The sequence below is a fragment of the Dissulfurimicrobium sp. genome (genome assembly GCF_049968175.1).
GTDB classification, from domain to species: Bacteria; Desulfobacterota; Dissulfuribacteria; order Dissulfuribacterales; family Sh68; genus Dissulfurimicrobium; species Dissulfurimicrobium hydrothermale.
In genome coordinates this window covers 1-18,599 of the sequence record NZ_JBMFRG010000019.1, presented here as the reverse complement: position 1 = coordinate 18,599, position 18,599 = coordinate 1, and the positions used below count along the sequence as shown (strand labels likewise).

At 48.0% G+C, this 18,599-nt stretch carries 14 protein-coding genes and 1 other RNA gene; 8 read left to right on the top strand and 7 right to left on the bottom strand.

The genetic code is table 11. The features are described 5' to 3' along the window. Positions 1-184: 184 nt before the first annotated feature. Together ACP5SG_RS03835 and hisD are read left to right on the top strand one after the other, a co-directional pair. Positions 185-853 carry a DUF1614 domain-containing protein gene (locus ACP5SG_RS03835; RefSeq protein ID WP_237888898.1) on the top strand — a complete coding sequence of 223 codons (669 nt, stop codon included), beginning with the start codon at positions 185-187 and terminating at the stop codon, positions 851-853. Positions 854-880: 27 nt separating this feature from the next. Further along, positions 881-2,200 (top strand): histidinol dehydrogenase, encoded by a 1,320-nt coding sequence (hisD, locus tag ACP5SG_RS03830; RefSeq protein ID WP_237888897.1) that lies wholly within the window; start codon positions 881-883, stop codon positions 2,198-2,200. A 47-nt stretch (positions 2,201-2,247) separates the two neighbouring features. Here the strand turns inward: hisD and recR are convergent, their stop codons facing one another. The 5 genes from recR to wbaP all read right to left on the bottom strand — a co-directional run bounded on the left by recR (position 2,248) and on the right by wbaP (position 6,534). Beyond that, positions 2,248-2,856: a recombination mediator RecR gene (recR, locus tag ACP5SG_RS03825; RefSeq protein ID WP_428122109.1), complete on the bottom strand. Its 609-nt coding sequence runs from the start codon at positions 2,854-2,856 to the stop codon at positions 2,248-2,250. Between the two features lie 5 nt (positions 2,857-2,861). Beyond that, entirely contained in the window at positions 2,862-3,176 is a 315-nt protein-coding gene (locus ACP5SG_RS03820) for a YbaB/EbfC family nucleoid-associated protein (protein ID WP_237888895.1), read from the bottom strand. A gap of 29 nt (positions 3,177-3,205) precedes the next feature. Beyond that, the gene (gene dnaX, locus ACP5SG_RS03815; protein ID WP_237888894.1) at positions 3,206-4,864 is read right to left on the bottom strand and encodes a DNA polymerase III subunit gamma/tau; all 1,659 of its coding nucleotides are present in this window, start codon (positions 4,862-4,864) and stop codon (positions 3,206-3,208) included. A gap of 58 nt (positions 4,865-4,922) precedes the next feature. Beyond that, positions 4,923-5,021: signal recognition particle sRNA small type (gene ffs, locus ACP5SG_RS03810), an RNA gene on the bottom strand. Positions 5,022-5,100: 79 nt separating this feature from the next. Further along, on the bottom strand, positions 5,101-6,534 hold the full coding sequence (gene wbaP / locus ACP5SG_RS03805; RefSeq protein WP_424661625.1) for an undecaprenyl-phosphate galactose phosphotransferase WbaP: 1,434 nt from the start codon (positions 6,532-6,534) through the stop codon (positions 5,101-5,103). 280 nt (positions 6,535-6,814) lie between these two features. Here wbaP and ACP5SG_RS03800 point away from each other — a divergent pair, with 280 nt between their 5' ends. Continuing rightward, on the top strand, positions 6,815-8,080 hold the full coding sequence (locus ACP5SG_RS03800) for a 3-deoxy-D-manno-octulosonic acid transferase (protein WP_237888892.1): 1,266 nt from the start codon (positions 6,815-6,817) through the stop codon (positions 8,078-8,080). Continuing rightward, positions 8,077-9,156: a tetraacyldisaccharide 4'-kinase gene (lpxK, locus tag ACP5SG_RS03795; RefSeq protein ID WP_428122099.1), complete on the top strand. Its 1,080-nt coding sequence runs from the start codon at positions 8,077-8,079 to the stop codon at positions 9,154-9,156. The genes ACP5SG_RS03800 and lpxK overlap by 4 nt, the downstream gene beginning before the upstream one ends. A gap of 126 nt (positions 9,157-9,282) precedes the next feature. Here the strand turns inward: lpxK and rsmA are convergent, their stop codons facing one another. Continuing rightward, a complete protein-coding gene (gene rsmA / locus ACP5SG_RS03790; RefSeq protein WP_237888890.1) occupies positions 9,283-10,131 on the bottom strand; it encodes a 16S rRNA (adenine(1518)-N(6)/adenine(1519)-N(6))-dimethyltransferase RsmA in 849 nt (282 codons plus the stop codon). A gap of 350 nt (positions 10,132-10,481) precedes the next feature. Further along, entirely contained in the window at positions 10,482-11,681 is a 1,200-nt protein-coding gene (locus tag ACP5SG_RS03785) for an ISL3 family transposase (protein ID WP_237889811.1), read from the bottom strand. 146 nt (positions 11,682-11,827) lie between these two features. Here ACP5SG_RS03785 and ACP5SG_RS03780 point away from each other — a divergent pair, with 146 nt between their 5' ends. The 4 genes from ACP5SG_RS03780 to ACP5SG_RS03765 all read left to right on the top strand — a co-directional run. Beyond that, positions 11,828-12,607, top strand: a complete 780-nt coding sequence (locus tag ACP5SG_RS03780; protein WP_237888889.1) for a DUF169 domain-containing protein — start codon at positions 11,828-11,830, stop codon at positions 12,605-12,607. A gap of 32 nt (positions 12,608-12,639) precedes the next feature. After that, a complete protein-coding gene (fdhF, locus tag ACP5SG_RS03775; protein ID WP_428122094.1) occupies positions 12,640-16,728 on the top strand; it encodes a formate dehydrogenase subunit alpha in 4,089 nt (1,362 codons plus the stop codon). 46 nt (positions 16,729-16,774) lie between these two features. Next, positions 16,775-17,536 carry a formate dehydrogenase accessory sulfurtransferase FdhD gene (gene fdhD / locus ACP5SG_RS03770; protein WP_424661627.1) on the top strand — a complete coding sequence of 254 codons (762 nt, stop codon included), beginning with the start codon at positions 16,775-16,777 and terminating at the stop codon, positions 17,534-17,536. Between the two features lie 33 nt (positions 17,537-17,569). Next, positions 17,570-18,599: molybdopterin molybdotransferase MoeA (locus ACP5SG_RS03765; RefSeq protein ID WP_428122089.1), on the top strand; the 1,030-nt coding region annotated here is incomplete at its 3' end.

Genomic DNA, 18,599 nt, shown 5'->3' with positions numbered 1-18,599 from the left:
TTTGATGATCTCGTAAAAGTCATTATGATATGGCTAAGCAAAAATTTTAAATGCAAGGTGCGCAGATCCTGGGGAATGAGGCGTACCCCCTGTACGTCGCAGTGACGAAGGATGCAGCGCAACACGGCAGTCGGCGACCCTTTGCGACGCCATTACTTTATAATAACTACTTAGGTATGTATCCATGTTTTTCAACCCATTCGCCATAATATATTTCGTCATATTTCTCTTTATATTGTTGCTGCTGTTCGCCTTCATCCAGATAGGCGCCATTACGATCGCCTTTGCAAAGATAGGGCTGAGCCCAACTCAGGCCTTCGGTTTTTTGCTCCTGTCCCTGATCGGCAGCCACATAAACATCCCTATAAAGCGCATTGCAGGCGATGACATAGATGCGCCTGACACAGTAAGGTATTTCGGCGTAACCTATAAAATACCCAAAAGGAACGCAAACACCAGTATAATAGCCATAAACCTCGGGGGGGCCGTAGTTCCGATATTTCTATCCATCTATCTCTTCGTAAAGCAAGGCCTTTTTTTTGAACCCATACTCGGCATATTTATAATAACCATTATATCTTATCTCCTTGCAAGGCCGGTGCCGAGGCTTGGCATCGCCCTGCCGGTCTTTATACCGCCGCTCCTTTCTGCGCTGGTGGCTGTGATGCTCTCCTCAGGCGAACACGCCCCTGTCGTGGCTTACATATCAGGGGTTATCGGGACCCTTGTCGGGGCCGATATCCTACATCTAAAAGACGTAGGGCATCTTGGCGCGCCGGTGGTTTCAATCGGCGGCGCAGGGACGTTCGATGGGATATTTTTAACTGGTATAATAGCTGTGCTTTTGGCTTAAGGTCAAAAATCTCAAAAAGGGAGAAATATGATCATAACACCGATTTCTTATCCCTCTGATGAAGGGGACGCCAGGATCAATGCCCTGTGTTCTCGCAGATTCGACATCAAGGAAGACATAGAATATGCCGTAAAAGAGATATTGAAAGATGTAATGGTCTACGGGGACGATGCCCTTGTAAGATACACGCGCATGTTCGATGCCCCTGACTTTTCCCGTGAAGACTTGAAGGTCACCTCTGAAGAAATGGAGGATGCCCGTTCAAGGGTGGATGAAAACTTCCTTGCGAGCCTTGGAAAGGCCATAAAAAACATCGAGGAATTCCATAGGCACGAATTGCCGAATTCATGGATGATGACCAGGGAAAACGGTGTGGTGCTCGGCCAAATGGTCCGACCCGTAGACGCCGCTGGCCTCTACGTGCCTGGTGGCAAGGGCGGTCTGACACCGCTTGTCTCATCCGTGCTCATGAACGCCATCCCGGCAAAGATCGCAGGGGTAAAAAGGATCGTCCTCGCAACCCCGCCCAACGACAAAAAGGAGATAGATCCACATATCTTGGCCGCGGCGTCCTTGTGCGGCATAAATGAGATATATAAGGCCGGCAGCGCATGGGCCATCGGCGCAATGGCATACGGTACCGAGTCGATCGCCCCTGTTGATGTAGTTGCGGGCCCTGGCAATATCTACGTCGCCGCAGCTAAAAGGTTCGTCTCAGGGCTTGTAGGCATAGATATGATTGCAGGACCGAGTGAGGTAGTGATCATAGCGGACAAGGGTGCAGACAAGGGATATGTGGCTGCGGATCTTCTGTCGCAGGCCGAGCATGACCCGATGGCAACCGCCGTACTGATAACCACAGATGCAGGACTTGGAAAAGATGTAGCAGTAGAGGTTGAGCGATTGGCGGCAGGGCTTGAGAGAAAAGAGACTGCGATAAGTGCCCTTAGAGATAACGGCCTCATATTGGCTGTCAACAGCCTCGACGCGGCCGTGTCTTTGGCGAACAGGATATCGCCCGAACACCTTGAACTGATGGTCAGGGATCCATGGGAGGTGCTTCCTCATATACGCCATGCCGGGGCCATCTTTCTCGGCGATTACACCCCTGAACCTGTTGGAGACTACATCGCCGGGCCGAACCACGTCTTGCCCACCATGGGGACGGCAAGATTCTCTTCAGCCCTCGGCGTCGAGACATTCCTCAAACGTTCAAGCATCATATCATATACAAAAAAAGGTTTTGCAGATGACGCCAGGGACATAATCGCCCTTGCAGAAAAGGAAGGGCTTACGGCCCATGCAAGGTCTATAGAAACAAGACTCAATTCAATAACCCCCGACTAAAGCCTGCGGACTTCCGCGCTAGAGTTTTTGTGAAGGCCAGCTCAGGGTTAGGTCTTTATCCGTTCCCTTGCCGAGAGTGCTCGCTTCAAGGTCATGGTGTCTGCATATTTGATGTCCATGCCCATGGGGATACCGCATGCTATACGCGTCACCCATGTACCAGTGCCTTTGAGGATGTCGCAGAGATAGGCGGCCGTAGCCTCGCCGGCAGCAGTGCTGCTGGTTGCAATAATCACCTCTTTTATACCGTCCCTGGCGATGCGGCTTACAAGCTCGGATATCTTAAGCTGTTCAGGACCCACGCCGTCCATCGGGGAGATAACGCCGTGAAGGACGTGATAAAGTCCTCTGAACGCCCCGGACTTCTCTATGGCAACCATATCGCCTGGATCCTCAACCACACAGATCACATCATGCTCGCGCTTGGGGTCCACGCATATCCGGCACGGGTCCTCCTCGGAAAAGGCAAAACATGATGAACAGAGCCTTATCTTCCGGTGGAGCTCGGCGACAGAATCCGCCAGCTCCCTGGCCTTCGCCTCCGGCCATTTAAGTATCTGGAGAGCGAAACGCATGGCGGTCTTCTCGCCGACGCCAGGAAGCCTCTCTATATTCTTCATTAATCTCTCCAGTGCAGGGGGAAATACTGATGACATAGAAGTTAAATGAGACCAGGGATCCTGAGACCACCTGTGATTTTGGACATCTCCTCCTCGGCCATCTCCTTTGCCCGTAGGATAGCCTCGTTTACAGCAGCCACAACGAGGTCTTGAAGCATCTCGACATCGTCAGGGTTCACCACTTCTTTTTCTATGGTAATGGAGATGATTTCTGGCTTTCCATTGGCCACGGCCTTGACCATCCCACCGCCGGCAGAGGCCTCTATCTTCTTCTGGACAAGTTCTTCCTGAAGCTGTGCGATCTTGGCCTGAAGCCTCTGCGCCTGCCTCATCATTTCCTTCATGTTGGGTTGCATACTTTGCTCCTCTCTTTTAACAAATTGAATCAAAACGAACCATCCCTGTCTTTGTCGGGAAACAATTTAACATCCATGATCCTGGCGTCAAATACCTTTATGGCTTTCTTTACCAGAGGGGCGCTCAAAAGTTCGTCGCGTGCGGATGATTTTTTTGAACCATTCGGCATGCTGCCGCTGGCTTCATCTTCTTTTTTCAAGACCTCTACGACCAAACTAACAGGTCTCTTATAGAACTCCCTGGCGAGGTCTTGAAGACGTGATATATTATCTCTCTCGGAAAGCAGGTCATAGTGCATGCCTGGTACGCACAAAAGCCTTATTATCCCGTTATTTTCGTCTACATTAACCTGCTTGCAGCACACAAGCTTTGACGCAAGCGGCTGGCTCCTTTTCCTTGTAAAACAGAGAAAATCCTCCCAGCTCCCACCTGACAGCGGTGCCGGTCCTTCAGTTGAGGCAATAGATCCTGTCTTGATCTCCATAGAGTCCATCGATGTGCTGTTTGACACAGACGAAGATGCAGGGGAAACAGCTTCGGACCCCACTGGAGACCGGAGCTCGTTGAGACGCCTTAATATCTCATCTATCTTAACGGCATCCCTCATATGGATGAGACGCATGAGCAATATCTCCAAGGAGATCCTTGGGGTTGAGCTCCGCCCTATGGCATCGAGCCCTTTCATCATGGCATCGAGCATCTGCATAAGCCCGTTCGGGCTTACATCGGACAAAAGTGGGCTGAGTTCGTTTATGTCCTCTCTGGACAGCACGACAAGGCCATCGGCCCGCTCAGGCCCAAGCTCCTTCACTACAAGCATATCTCTAAGATAAAGGGTGAGGTCTGAGGCAAACCGCTTGAGATCGACACCATAGCCCTGTACGTCATCCAGGATGCTCAACATGCCCGCCACGTCACCTTTGATAACGGCCCCGGCCATATCCCGCATGACCTGAGAACTGATCACTCCAAGCGCCTCACACACCTCTTCGAGGGAAGATGCGCCGAATGCTACAACCTGATCAAGCAGGCTGAGGGCATCCCTGACGCTTCCCCCGGCCTCTCTCGCAAGGAGCATGATGACTTCACGGTCGAGCCTGAGACCTTCGGCGTGGGCGATCTTGTCGACGTGGGCGGCAAGCGCGGCCGCACCCAATCTCTTGAAGACATGGTGTTGGCACCTTGAATGTATGGTGACAGGGATCTTTTGGGGCTCGGTTGTTGCTAAAATAAAATAGACATGATCAGGCGGCTCCTCAAGGGTCTTCAGGAGTGCATTAAACGCCTCTTTGGTCAGCATATGCGCTTCATCTATTATATAGACCCTGCATCTGCAAAAAGACGGGTGGAATCGACTATTTTCCTTCAAAAGCCTTATCTCATCAATACCCCTGTTCGACGCCGCGTCTATCTCCTGGACGTCCACCGAGCGACCTTCGGTGATCTCCACACATTGCACGCATCTATTGCATGGGTTTTTCGCAGGGCCGGCCTCACAATTTATGGCCTTGGCAAGTATCCTGGCCACGGACGTCTTGCCCACCCCTCTAGCTCCGCTGAAGATCATGGCATGCGAGAGTCTTCCCATCTCAATAGAATTTTGAAGGGTCCGCGTGACATGACGCTGGCCGGCGACATCTTCAAAGGTCTGAGGCCGCCATTTCCTGGCAAGGACTAAGTAAGACATAACAATTGATTAATGATCCAAATAAAACAATCAGCGTGCATAAGGAACAACAGAAAATGATAGCCAGGCACCCCTGCGGCACACGAAATTACCTGCTGCCGTTGCTTCCTTCCGGACCTGGCGGGGTCCACAGGGTTTCGTTGCGCAGGACCCGGCTATCAAAAATTTATAGCTGCCCGAACTTGAGGCCCTTCTCAGTATCAGAAATTCTATATTAAACACAATTCAATCCGTATTCAATAGGCCCCCTCCTGTTTTATTACACAACGAATGGTCTTCATCAAGATAATGACATCGAGACCTAGGTTCCAGTTCCTGACATACCAAGTATCGAGCCCGATCCTATCGCTGTAGGGCGCCTCATTTCTCCCTGAGACCTGCCATAACCCGGTTATGCCGGGAAGCACGCTCAGGATCGTATCACCCTGTGCCATGACAAAAGACCTCTCGCTCGGAAGATACGGTCTTGGACCCACAAGGCTCATGTCACCCTTTAGCACGTTTAGTATCTGTGGCAGTTCATCAAACGACGTTTTCCTCAAAAAACGTCCCACCCTCGTCACCCTAGGGTCATCTTTAAGTTTCCATCGGTCTTCCCATTCAGCTCTGGCCTTCGGATCCTTTTCCAGTATCTCATTGAGTTTTTCATCCGCGCCGAGATACATGGTTCTGAACTTGAGGCATTTGAATAACCTGCCATGCCTCCCGATCCTCTCCTGGGAAAATATGACTGGACCTTTTGAATCAAGCCTTATCATAATGGCTATAACCAGCATGGGCACTGCCAACAAGACAAGCAAAATGAGACTCAGACCCATATCGAAACTCCGCTTTACAAAGACATTCAAGGGCCTTGCAAGGTTGTTTTTGATCTCGAACGCAAAGGTCTGCTCGTTGAAAAAGTGCTGGAGTTCGGCGCCAAGGACGGCGACACCGAACATATCGGGCACAAATGAGATGCCATCTACCTTATGCTGGAGGTTGTTTATGAGATTTTGGAGCCTTTCGCGGCCTGCCGATGGCATGGCGATGAACACATCCGTGACCCTCATCCTTTTTAAATATTTAAAGACGTTGTCCACGCCATGATGGACTTTGACACCTTCAATCCGCATGCCGGCCTTTTCCGGATCGTCATCAAGGATACCTAATATCTCATAGCCATAGTTGGGTTCCCTGCTAAGGGCTTGGATTATCCGCACCCCGGTCTTGCCAGCCCCAAGCACTATCACCCTCTTTTTCAAGAGACCGAACATCCTGAGCACCGCTTTTGCAGCCATCCTTATGGGCGGCAGGGATACCAGCGAAAGCCCTCCCATCAATACGATTACCGTTCTCGAGACCTCCCCGCTCAATTTCCCCATTGATACTAGGGTAAAGACCCCTATTGTGGCTAAAAACGAGACCTTCCATATGGACATGACCTCGTCCCATAAAGAAAATCTCCTTGTGTAAAGCCCCTCGTAATAATAAAAAAAGAGCCATACGATGGGAAACCACCAGATATTTTTAAAAGTGATTACACTAAAATCCCCGCGAAAGCCGGAATATAGAATAGGTAGGATATCCGTTCTAACAAAAACAGATAGGCCTAAAATTAAAGAGATGGCAGCGGCATCTACAAAAAACAAAACAGCGCGTTCAAAAACGGTCTTTAATTTATTGTTCATTCCATGCCCAGAGGTGCATTATCCAGATTAGGCGCACGCCAGTTTTCTAATTTCTAACGACCTTTGCTATAAGCCCGTATGCAGGAATATTATATTCAGATTTATTTCGATTTTGAACATCCATCGTCTTTATTTTTGTCATTTTAACCTGTACATAGGCAGACGCTGGATTAAAATAAAAATCTTCGACCGTATAGATTCTTTTTTGAGGTTCTGATATAAAAAGGCAGTGAAAATCAAGACCCTATCCGTACTTTTCCTTTATAATGTCCTTTTGTACATGTCTTTGCCCGCCGCAGCCCTGCCTGTCCTTGCATTTATGGGATTTAAAGACAAATACCGCGGCCAGCTCAAGGGAAGGCTTGGTATAGGCCTGGATGCAAGGGCCATCGAAGGAAGATACCCCCGCATCTGGGTGCACGCCCTGTCCCTGGGTGAAGCGAACGCCGCGGTTCCCTTTATAAGGGAGGTGGCAAAAAGGTGGCCTGATGCCGGAATCATCTGCTCGGCCTCTACCAAGACCGGCCTCAATGTGCTGAAAGACGCCTTTGCCGGTGCAACGCGTATGATCATCATATCCATGCCCTTTGATTTGCCGCCCGTAATCGCACACTTTATTCGGCGTCTTTCGCCTAACTGTCTCGTGCTGGTTGAGACGGATCTGTGGCCCAACCTCCTCTGGATGTTGAGGCGAAACAGGATACCTGCACTTTTGATAAACGGCAGCATCTCTTCTCGGGCGCATAGCCGTCTTAAACGCCTCGGCACGGCATTCACCGACCTGATCTACGGTGGGCTCAGTCATATAGCCATGCAGTCGGAAATGGATCGCGCAAGGCTCCTTGACCTGGGCCTGCCCGAAGACAGGATAAGCACGGTGGGAAACATCAAATACGACATAAAATGTACAGAGGCGCTCAATCCAATGGATAAGAGGCGCAAACTCGGGCTGGGCGAAGATGGTCACGTCTTTGTAGCGGGAAGTACCCATAAGGGTGAGGAGGCGGTGATATTTTCAGTCTTCAAGGCCCTGAAAAAGGAATTTGCCACCTTGAGACTCGTAATAGCACCAAGGGATCCTGCCAGGGGGAAAGAGGTAGCGGCCATAGCAAGAAACCTGGGGCTAGCCGCAGACTTGCGCAGCGCCGGATCGGGTAAAACAGGAGCTGACATCCTTATACTCGACACGCTTGGAGAGCTTAAGGAGTGCTATCTTGTAGCTGACATCGCCTTTGTCGGAGGTAGCCTTGTAAATGCATGCGGTCACAACATTCTTGAGCCTGCCGCATGCGGCGTGCCTGTAATCTTCGGTCCTAACATGGAGAGTTTCAGATATGCCGCCGATACGTTTGCATTGAAAGGAGCGGGCCTCTACGTTATGGATGCAAGTGGGCTCGAAAACGCAGTCCGCACCCTGTTGAAAGACGATGGCAGACGCATGGAGATGGGGAGGCGCGCGAAGGATCTCATTGCGGAAAATAGCGGCTCGGTTATACGCTGCATCGAGCTGTTGGAAAAATACATTAAAAGGAGACGATTTGTTTGAATCCAAGGCTTTTGCCCCTGCTCTTCCTGCTCGGCAGGCCTTTTTCGCCGCTCTATTCAGGCGTCATGAGGCTCAGACCATGGGCCTATAGAAAGGGCTATCTGGAGACAAAGGCGCTTCCACGCCCTGTCATAAGCATCGGCAACATTACCCTAGGCGGTACCGGCAAGACCCCGCTTGTGATGGCTGTAGCAGAGTGGTTTAAACGACAAGGCCTCAGGGTCGCAGTAGTCACGCGTGGCTATGGCGGCAGTATCGGCAAAGGGCCCGTGCTTGTATCAAAGGGTGAGGGTGCTGTCATCTCTCCGCATAAAGCAGGAGATGAACCGGTCATGATGGCCGAACGGATGTACGGGATCCCTGTAGTAGCTGGCTCCGACAGGTTCAATGCCGGACTTTTTGCCATACAGGAGCTGGACGCACAGATCATCCTGCTTGATGACGGCTTCCAGCACCTTGCGCTCAAGCGGGATATAGACATCTTGCTCCTATCGGCAAGGCGGCTGTTCGGTACAGGCAAGGTCTTTCCTGGCGGTGATCTGAGAGAGCCGCTTTCGGCTATCAGCCGAGCAGCGGCCATTGTGATTACCGATTCGCAGATCTTTGGCCCTGATCAGATCGAGGCCTGTAGGCAGATGCTGGACGTGCTCGCACCTGAAAGACCTGTCTTTTTCAGTCAGACCAAGACAAAGGCCATAAGGGATCTTAATCCATCGACCCCTGTCTTTGCCTTCTGCGGCATAGGTTCTCCCGAGGCGTTTTTTGAGATGTGCGCCGAGACATGGACAGAAATAAGGGGCAAAAAGGCCTTTCGAGACCACCACGTCTATACCCTGCGAGATATCAATGAAATAGCTACGGAGGCCTTGAAGGCAGGGGCGTCATGCGTCGTCACGACCGCAAAGGATGCTGTAAAAGTGACGGGGATTTGGTCGAAGGCTACAGCTAGGGAAGGCAAGATCCTGCCTCTGATGGTCTTTGAGATAGAGGCCGCGCCCGAACCTGAATTGTTCAATTTTATCAAAAGTCAACTGCCCCCTCTTACAGAAGTTGGAGCTTCCTACTTCACAGGATGATGTTCTCTAGAAGGGGATTTTATCTTTCGGTTATCCCCATGCCGGGTTCGCGAAACTTCACAAGGACCCCCCTGATTTTAATCAGAGGAGGAATTGTGGCGTGATTTGCCATCAGCAAGATATTTTTTAAATTCTACCAGTTAAAGAATATCCTAGCCCTGTCCGGGAGGCATCATAGAGCCAATTTGAGAGGCGCACAAAGTCATCAATCGAAAGCGCCTCAGCCCTATGAGAGGGATCTATGCCACATTCGCTCAGTCCTTTGAGCACAAGGCCTTCATCAAGATCCGACAATGACCTGAGGGCGTTGGAAAGCTTTTTTCTCCTCCGGCCGAAACCTGCCTTTACAAGATTTAAGAAAAGGCCGAAACTTAAGGCCTCTCTCTGCGGCGGTCTGAATTTTAACTTGATGACCGTCGAGACCACCTTGGGTATAGGGCGGAAGAGACCTGGAGGGATGTTTATGAGCCTCGAAATCTCTGTACAGTAACCTACAATGATCGAAAGGATGCCGTAATCCTTGCAACCCGGGCCTGAGAGCAGCCGGTCCGCAACCTCTTTCTGGAACATGAGGATCGCAAGGTCGATGGCCTCCTGCTCCTCTATCAGCTTGAACAACATCCGGCTTGAGATATTATACGGGAGGTTTCCAATGATCTTGAGTCTTGAGCCTAATTCATCTGCAAGGGCCTTGTAAGATACATAGAGCATGTCCTCGTTTCTTATCTCGACATTCGGTGCAACCCCGCCCTGAGCCTCAAGATACTCTATCATGCGCCTGTCAAGCTCGATCCCTATCACCCTTTTCACCCTGGGGGCAAGGGCGTGGGTCAAGGCCCCCAGGCCGACACCGAGCTCTACTACCGTGTCTCCTATTGTCAATCCTGAGAGCCTTGCGATCGTCTCGCACGTCCCTTTGTGCACCAAAAAATTTTGTCCCATGGCGCGCTTGGCATAAGGCCTAACACTCATCATCAAATTAAAACCCCTTCCATCATATGGCCTGACAGGGCCTGACATCCTGGCAAGAAGGCCATGGATGGCCTCTGCTCATATCCCCAAACAACGAACAACGAACCTTCCTGGGCTCCACCGTATGCCCGAAAGAAAACAAAAAATGCCTGCTTTTTATTTTGCGGATCCATTGAGACATCACAGCGGGGATATCCGGCTTGGCAAACGGCGTAGCTGAATAGTATTGAATCTAAAAAGGTTTGCATCGGGGGTTTTCCCAAAACAGTATCTACTTTTTATTATACCATTTGATTCATTCATCTAAGTCTTTTTTAATTCTTCAAGATCTGAATATATTTTTTGGTTCTTCGTCATTTTGTGTGGATTTTCAGCATATCGCCCAGAGGTGCGGCCAGCAGGTAGATCATGGTAACGAACGTCTGCACGTTGCGATATCCTCTGGCCCTGGCCCGGGCTGCCTGAAATATCCCATTCAGTCCTTCCAGTCTGGCGTTTGTGTAGTCGTTGCCCCATCGGTTCAAAATACGATCCCTGTGACGCTTTACTGTCTCTATCGCCTTGAAAACTGGCCTTAAAATCGGAGTGTCATTCAATAAACTGTGGGCATAGTTCAGAAAGTGAGTCAACCGCCACTTGGCCCCCTGAGAAAACTCCGCTTTCTTCACCCAGCGAAGCATCTCCTTGATGCGCCATGCCTTGGCTGTATGAACAGCAAAGCCCTCCAGTTCATCAAGAAGTCCCCTCTGTTTCTCTGTCAACCTGCCGCCATCCGAGGCCTTCAGCAATGTCCAGCGGGTCCCCCGCGGCATCCTGCTTTTGACTGATTCACGCCGTCTGACCTCATCCACAGCCCTGTTGAACAACTGCACCACGTGAAACCAGTCCACCACTACCACCGCATTCCCGAAGCGCTCTTCACTGCCGGAGATAAAGGCCTTTGACATGTCGCATACCACCCTGGCTATGTTTTCAGCCTTGCCATTACGCCCTTCAAGATACCTCTCAAAGGCCTCTATGGTCTCCTTGCCCTTACCCTCCGTTGCAAACAAAACAGGACGATCCTTACGGTCAAGATCAATAAATACCGTCACATAGTGATGCCCCCTGGATACAGCGGTCTCATCTACCGCTATGCCCTGAACAGCGCTCAAATCCAGACCGGACATGGCCTGGTTCACATAGTGAAAAACAATCCGCCACAGCGTCTTGTCATCTGTGCCAACTATCCGCGTCGCTGCTGATACAGGCATCTCACGAACCAGAAGCATCGCTGCCTGCTCAAACAACAGCGTGAAACGATTCCCGCTTCGGGCCCATGGCACCCTTACCATCTTAACCCCATGCTCAGGACAATCCGTCCTCGGAACCGATGCCGTAATATAACAATGGTGCTGAAAGAAATTCAGATGCCTCCATGTCTTTTCATGGAAATCATGGGCCTTGCACATACGGCCACACTCAGGACAGGGAAACTCAGCGCCTCTGTCGGCCTGTATCCGTATCTTCAGTTGATGAGGCTCAACACCTGTATCCAACGTCTGACCCGCTATCTTTACAGGGAGGCGTAATGCCCAATCCCTAGATAGATAATTTTAGATAATTTTTAGTCTTGACAAAAAAGCGGTTTTAGTTTCTATATCTTTATATTTAAATAAATATAACGTAGTGATAAAAATCACAAAAAAGAGGTAGAAAAATGAATTATAAGGAGATGGAAAAGGTATTAATGGACGAACTCAGGCTCATGCATCATCCCATTGCGGTTAAGTATCTGTTCACTGATGAACAGGTGCAGGAGTTTAAGGACAATGTGGATGATTATGTAACCCCAGTAAAGCCTCTTACTTTCTGTCAGTCAGAGCTTGGCCCGAGAATGGAGGCCAAGACCGTGGCGGTGACAAAGGAATACATGGGCTGCGCCAATGCAGCCTTTGTTCTGGGCTGGAGCAGCATGAGCGACAAGGAGATAGAGAGCCATTTAAAATATGTAAAAGACAGGGCCCAGGCAGAACGGTTTTTAAAGACAAAACCCAGACTTCCAGAAGGAGCGCTTAAGGTCATTGTGCTGTCAACCCTTGGCAACTCTTATTTTCAGCCCGATACGGTCCACTTCTACTGTGACAATATGCAGGCATATCACCTGGCAGTGGACTATATGGCAGCTATGGATATACATCCATTGCGCACAAATATTACCATGAACTCCTCTGCATGTGCTGGAAATGTATATTCATATCTTGAAAAGACTGCAAACATGCTTCCTGCCTGTAGCGGAAGCTACAATTCAGGCAAGACCGAAAGGGGAGAGATAAATTTTATCATACCAGGAGAGCACATTGAGCCTACAGTTCAGCGCCTTTTGGCCAGAAAGGAAAAATATCATGGTGCGTCTATCACCAGAGTGGGGGATCCATTCCCGGGTATAGATGTATGCAAAAATTGCCCATTGATAAATTTTTGCACAAGAAGGATTTAGCTTTGGTAAATGGTGAAATGGTTTCATGAACGATGAAGCGACAGGTCACTCTGACCATTGACGCCCGACAGATAGTAGTGTCTGGGGGCGCCACAGTGCTTGACGCCGCTAAAGGCGCTGGTATCCCGATCCCGCACTTGTGTCACCTTCCAGGTAAGGATGATGCCCTGCGGCCTTGTCTCTTGTGTCTGGTTGATATAAACGGCGAACATCGCAGGGCTTGCCGCACCGAGGTCAAGGATGGCATGGTGGTGACGACAGACACCCATGCCCTTATAGCATGGAGGCGGGAGAGACTTCAAAAACTGGCCTCTCACCACTACGGAGACTGCAAGGCCCCGTGCAACCTTACTTGTCCTATTGGCATAAACGTCCAGGGTTATGTAAATCTCATAGCAAACCGTCTGTTCAGGGCCGCCCTTGAGCTGATTCGGGAAAAGAACGCCCTGCCTGGCATCATCTGCCGCGTCTGCCCGAGGTTCTGTGAAAGCCGTTGCCGCAGGGTCTTGGTGGATGAGCCTATCGCTATCAACGACCTGAAACGTTTTGTGGTTGATAACTCCATAAAGGAAGGGCCGAGGCCGGTAAGTATTGCGCCTCCAACCGGCTACAGGGTGGCCATTATAGGAGGCGGACCAGCAGGACTTGCCGCTGCCTATTATCTTCGAAAGAACGGGCATGAGGTCACCATATTCGAGACCGAAGAAGATCTGGGCGGGATGGCCCGCTATGGGATACCAGCATTTATGCTTCCCCGAAAATATGTAGATTATGAGATAAATAACATCCTTCGCATGGGCATTCATCTCAAGACCAAGGTCAGGTGGGGAAGGGATTTCGACCTTAAATCATTGTTTGAACAAGGCTATAACTCCATTCTTATTGCCACAGGACAACCACGTAGTAAGCCGCTTGAGATAGAGGGGGCGCACCTTGCAGTAGATGGCATGGAGCTCCTTAGAAAAATAAACGACAATGAGACGGTCAACGCAGGCCGCAGTGTAATAGTCATAGGAGGTGGGCGGACCGCAGTGGCAGCGGCCCGAGCGCTAAGGCGTCTTAAGGCGGAAGTAACCGTGGTCTATCCCAGATCGAGACAGGAGATGCCGGTCCATCTGAGGGATGTAAAAGACGCCGAGGCAGAAGGGGTGCGTTTATTTCTCATGGCCATGCCTGTGAGAATATCAAGGCTCGGCGACCAAGGCCTTCAATTGGAGCTTGCAAGGACTGTCCTTGGAGAACCTGATGAACGAGGAAACAGGGAGCCAAAGCCGATGGATGGGTCTCGTCTTGTATTGGCAGCGGATACCGTTGTCTCAGCCCTCGGTCAGCAAGGGGATCCTCGAATTATTGAGTTTGGCGAGGTTGAGGCAAGGCTGTCGATAAGCTCAACAGGGACCATCAAAGTCAACCCCACCACCATGAAAACAAATCTTCCATGGGTTTATGCCGCCGGTGATGTCGCCTCCGGCCCAAGGACCACAACCCAGGCGGTTGATGCAGGACGGAGAGCGGCGGAGGCCATTCATAAGGACCTTACTGGTCGACACAATATCTCCTTTGACGGTCGCTTCAATTTCACCAGAGGCAGGCGTTTTGAGGAAGTGGACATGAAAAATTTTGACGGAATGTCACTTTATCCTCGTGTCTCAATGCCTGCTCGCCCAGGTGAAAGGCGGGTAAAAGATTTTGACGATGTCGAATTTGGCTATACAGAGGAAATGGCCGTGCGCGAAGCCAGACGCTGTCTTCAGTGCGGCTGTCTGGGCCTTGCCAAGTGTAAATATCGAGAACTCTCAAGAGATTACAATATAAGCACAAAAGATGCGACTGATCGACTCAGATATCCCATAATAAATAATCACAAATCTATTCAAATTGATGCAAATAAGTGCATAATTTGTCATAAGTGTGAGCGATCTTGCGCATTTGATGCCATCAAAATTAATTATAAAGAAATAGATGACACAGTTACAGAAAAGGCAATCGAAATAAATAGGCAATGTGTTTCTTGCGGAGCCTGTGTTGATAACTGTCCAACAGGGGCTTTAGTAAAAAAGAATGTCTTCCTGCCTCTTCTTCCAGGTGAGGCCGATATTACAAAGAGTGTCTGCACCTACTGCGGGACAGGTTGTAACATCGAAGTCCACACAAAGCATAATGTGATACTTGAGGTGAAGGCACAGCCGGATGCCCCGCCAAACTACGGCGAACTATGCGTAAAGGGTAGATTTGGATTTGAGTTCCAGCGCCATCCCAATCGACTTACGCGTCCACTTATCAGGGAAGGCCTGACCGAGCCATTCACCGAGGTGCCCCATGAATATGCTATTGATTTCATAGCCAAAAAATTATCAAATTACAGAGGAGACAGCTTTGCCACCCTCTCCTCTGCCAAGTGCACCAATGAAGAAAACTATGTGTTTCAAAAGTTTGTTAGGGCGGTAATGGGTACAAACAACATAGATCACTGCGCACGCCTTTGTCACGCCCCTACAGTATCCGCTCTGGCCGCCACGCTTGGAAGCGGTGCAATGACAAATTCCATTGAAGAGATAGGAGATGCGGCCTGTATCCTGGCGATTGGTACAAATACGGTGGAGAATCACCCTGTTATCTTTCTTCAAATAAAAAGGGCGATAAAAAATGGCGGGAAACTCATAGTGGTCGATCCGAGGGAGATCGGTCTTTGTAAACTTGCTCATATCTGGCTGAGACACAAATCTGGGACAGATGTGCCATTACTAATGGGTATGGCCAGAGTAATTCTCGAGGAAGGCCTCCTGGACAGGGAATTTATTGACAAACGATGTGAAAATTTTGATGAATTCAAGTCATCGCTTATCAATTTTGACCTTAAGCGGGTATCTGAAATTACAGGTGTGACAATAGCAGATTTGGTCAGGGCGGCAAAGGCCTTTGCTGAAAACCGTCCCGCAACCATTCTCTATGCCATGGGTATTACTCAGCACTCCCACGGGACTGACAATGTGATGGCCGTTTCCAATCTCGCCCTGATTACAGGAAATGTAGGCAAACCATCATCCGGGGTAAATCCCTTAAGGGGACAAAATAATGTACAGGGCGCCTGTGATATGGGCGCCCTGCCGGCTTCCTACCCAGGTTATCAGCGGGTCGATGACAAGGCAGTCAAAAATAAATTCGAAAAGGTCTGGGGTTGCACCTTGTCCGACAGACCTGGCCTATATCTTACAGAGCTTTTTGATGCTATCGACGAAGGAAGGGTGAAGGCCGTCTATATTATGGGTGAGAATCCGGTTCTCAGCGACCCTGACGCAAGACATGTGGAAAAATCATTAAAAAACCTTGAATTTCTGGTTGTGCAGGACATCTTCTTGACCGAAACAGCCAGGCTTGCCCACGTAGTCCTACCCGCGGCCTGTTCTTATGAAAAGGAAGGCACCTTCACCAATACCGAAAGACGTGTTCAACTATTACACAAAACGGTACAGCCGCCTGAAGGTGTCAGACCTGATTGGGAAATTATCTGCGAGATTGCCAAAAAGATGGGTGCAGATGGATTCGGATATTTAAATCCATCGGAAATAATGAACGAAATTGCAGAGCTTACCCCTTCATATGCCGGTATTAATTACGAACGGCTTAAAAAGATCAGCCTGCAATGGCCATGCCCAAATGTGACCCATCCAGGCACCCGGTATTTGCATGCTGAAAGATTCACACGTGGCAAGGGAAAATTTGTTCCGCTTGAGTATAAACCTTCCATTGAAAATCCAGACCATAAATATCCATTCATTCTTTCCACAGGCCGAAACCTTTTCCACTACCACACAGGCACCATGACAAGAAAGTGTAGCATACTTAATGAAATGCAAAATGAAGAATTAATTGAAATCAATCCCTATGACGCCAAAAATTTAGAAATTGAAGATGGTGATACAGTAACTATATCCTCAAGAAGAGGTGAGATTAAGGCTAAAGCAAAAGTAAGTGAAAGATCGCCAAAAGGGACAGTATTTATGACCTTCCATTTTGCCGAGAGTCCTACCAATCAGCTAACCAATTCTGCCCTTGATCCTGTGGCTAAGATACCAGAATTTAAGGTATGCGCTGTAAATATTAAAAAATATCCTGATTGAATAGTCTTAAAAAATTATAAATTACAATAAAGCTCATAAATTACAGATGGAACTAAAGATAGAAGCTCAAACTCTTATTCTTGAACCAAAGGAAGAAACATATAGGGACGAAAATTTAGCCATAGAAGTTCCTTATCAAGTATTCTTAAATGATAAATACACTGCTTCTTCAATGCTGCTTCCTGTCGGACTTAAAGAGTTTGCCGTTGGTTTTTTATTTGGACAAGGGTATATATCTATTCATGATGAAGTGAAAGAGATATATATATGCCAAGAAGGTAGCATAGCTGTCTATGCAGACATAGAAAGCATAGAGCCAAAAGAGATGATTGTTACTTCAGGATGTGGTGGCACAGGAAGGATTGCGAGAGAGATGCTGGAAGACATTTTTAATAAAGTTCAAGAATACACTATAACACTTCAGGATATCAGACAATTTATTACAGAGGTACTCCATTACTCAAGCTTACAACAGGAAACCCACTGTGTTCACACATGTGGGTTTTGGTCTGAAGATAAAACTAAACTCTGTTATGAAGACATCGGAAGACACAATGCTGTGGACAAAATTATCGGTGCTATTCTCTTGAACAAATTATCGCCCAATGGGGCGATATATACTACAGGCCGATTGACATCGGATATGGTTCTTAAATGTGCGCAGTTAGGCATACCAATTGTCATGTCACGGACTGCCCCATCATCGCTTGCGCTTGAAATCGCAAGGCGGGCAAATATTACACTGATTGGATATGCCAGGCCAGATAGGGTCAATATCTTTCATGCTCCTTGGCGTATCATTCAATAATCATAACCTGAAAAAGGAGAATAACTATCTAAAATGATATCGTTTAACGATGCAAAAGACATTATTGATAAGAATTTGCCAATGATAGATAAAACAGAAGAAATTGAACTTGATAAAGCACTGATGAGGGTCTGTGCTAAAGATGTCTTTGCTAAAGAAAATATTTTAAATTTCAAGAGATGTGCAGTAGATGGATTTGCCATACGAAGTGAAGATATAAAAGTGGGAATGGAAAAAGGATTAAAGATAGTGGATGCAATTGATGCTGGAGAAATTTCAGAGATTGCAGTGCGAAGAGGCGAATGTATAAAGGTTGCAACAGGTTGCAAATTACCACAAAACTGCACTATGGTTATCATGATAGAAGATACACAAATTATAAATGAAGATAAAATAGTAATATTAAAAACAAGTAATAACAAAAATTACGATGATATTGGAAGCGATGTCAAAAAAGGAGAGAAAATTGTAAACAAAGGGGAAATATTAACTCCGCCAAAAATAGGGCTTCTTGCAGCAAATGGAAATGCAAAAATAGAAGTATACGGCAAATTTAAGATCGGAATTTTGATAACTGGAGACGAAATTATTCCTCTAAATGGGGTACACGAAAGAGAACTGAAAAACGGGAAAATTTACGATTCTAATTCCTATATCATCAAATCTATGTTAGCGGGTTTTTTTACTATAAAACATTATGGGATTGTAAATGATGTTAAAGAAGATATAGATAAAATTTTGGAAAGAGCCTGGCAAGATGATGAAATAGATATAATGATAATGACTGGCGGGACATCAATGGGAGATAAAGATATAGCATATAAAATTATTGAAGAAAAAGGTGATATGTTATTTCATAAACTTTTTATTAAACCAGGGAAACCAACATTTTTTGGAAAAGTTAAAGACAAATCTATCATTGGTTTACCCGGCAACCCTACGTCAGCATTTATAATAATCGATGCATTATTCCTTCCAATTTTGTTTAAAAAATCACGCCTGAAATTTAAAGAAAAAAGAATTTCTGCAATCTTAGATAACGATGTTGAAACAGGTGATAGAG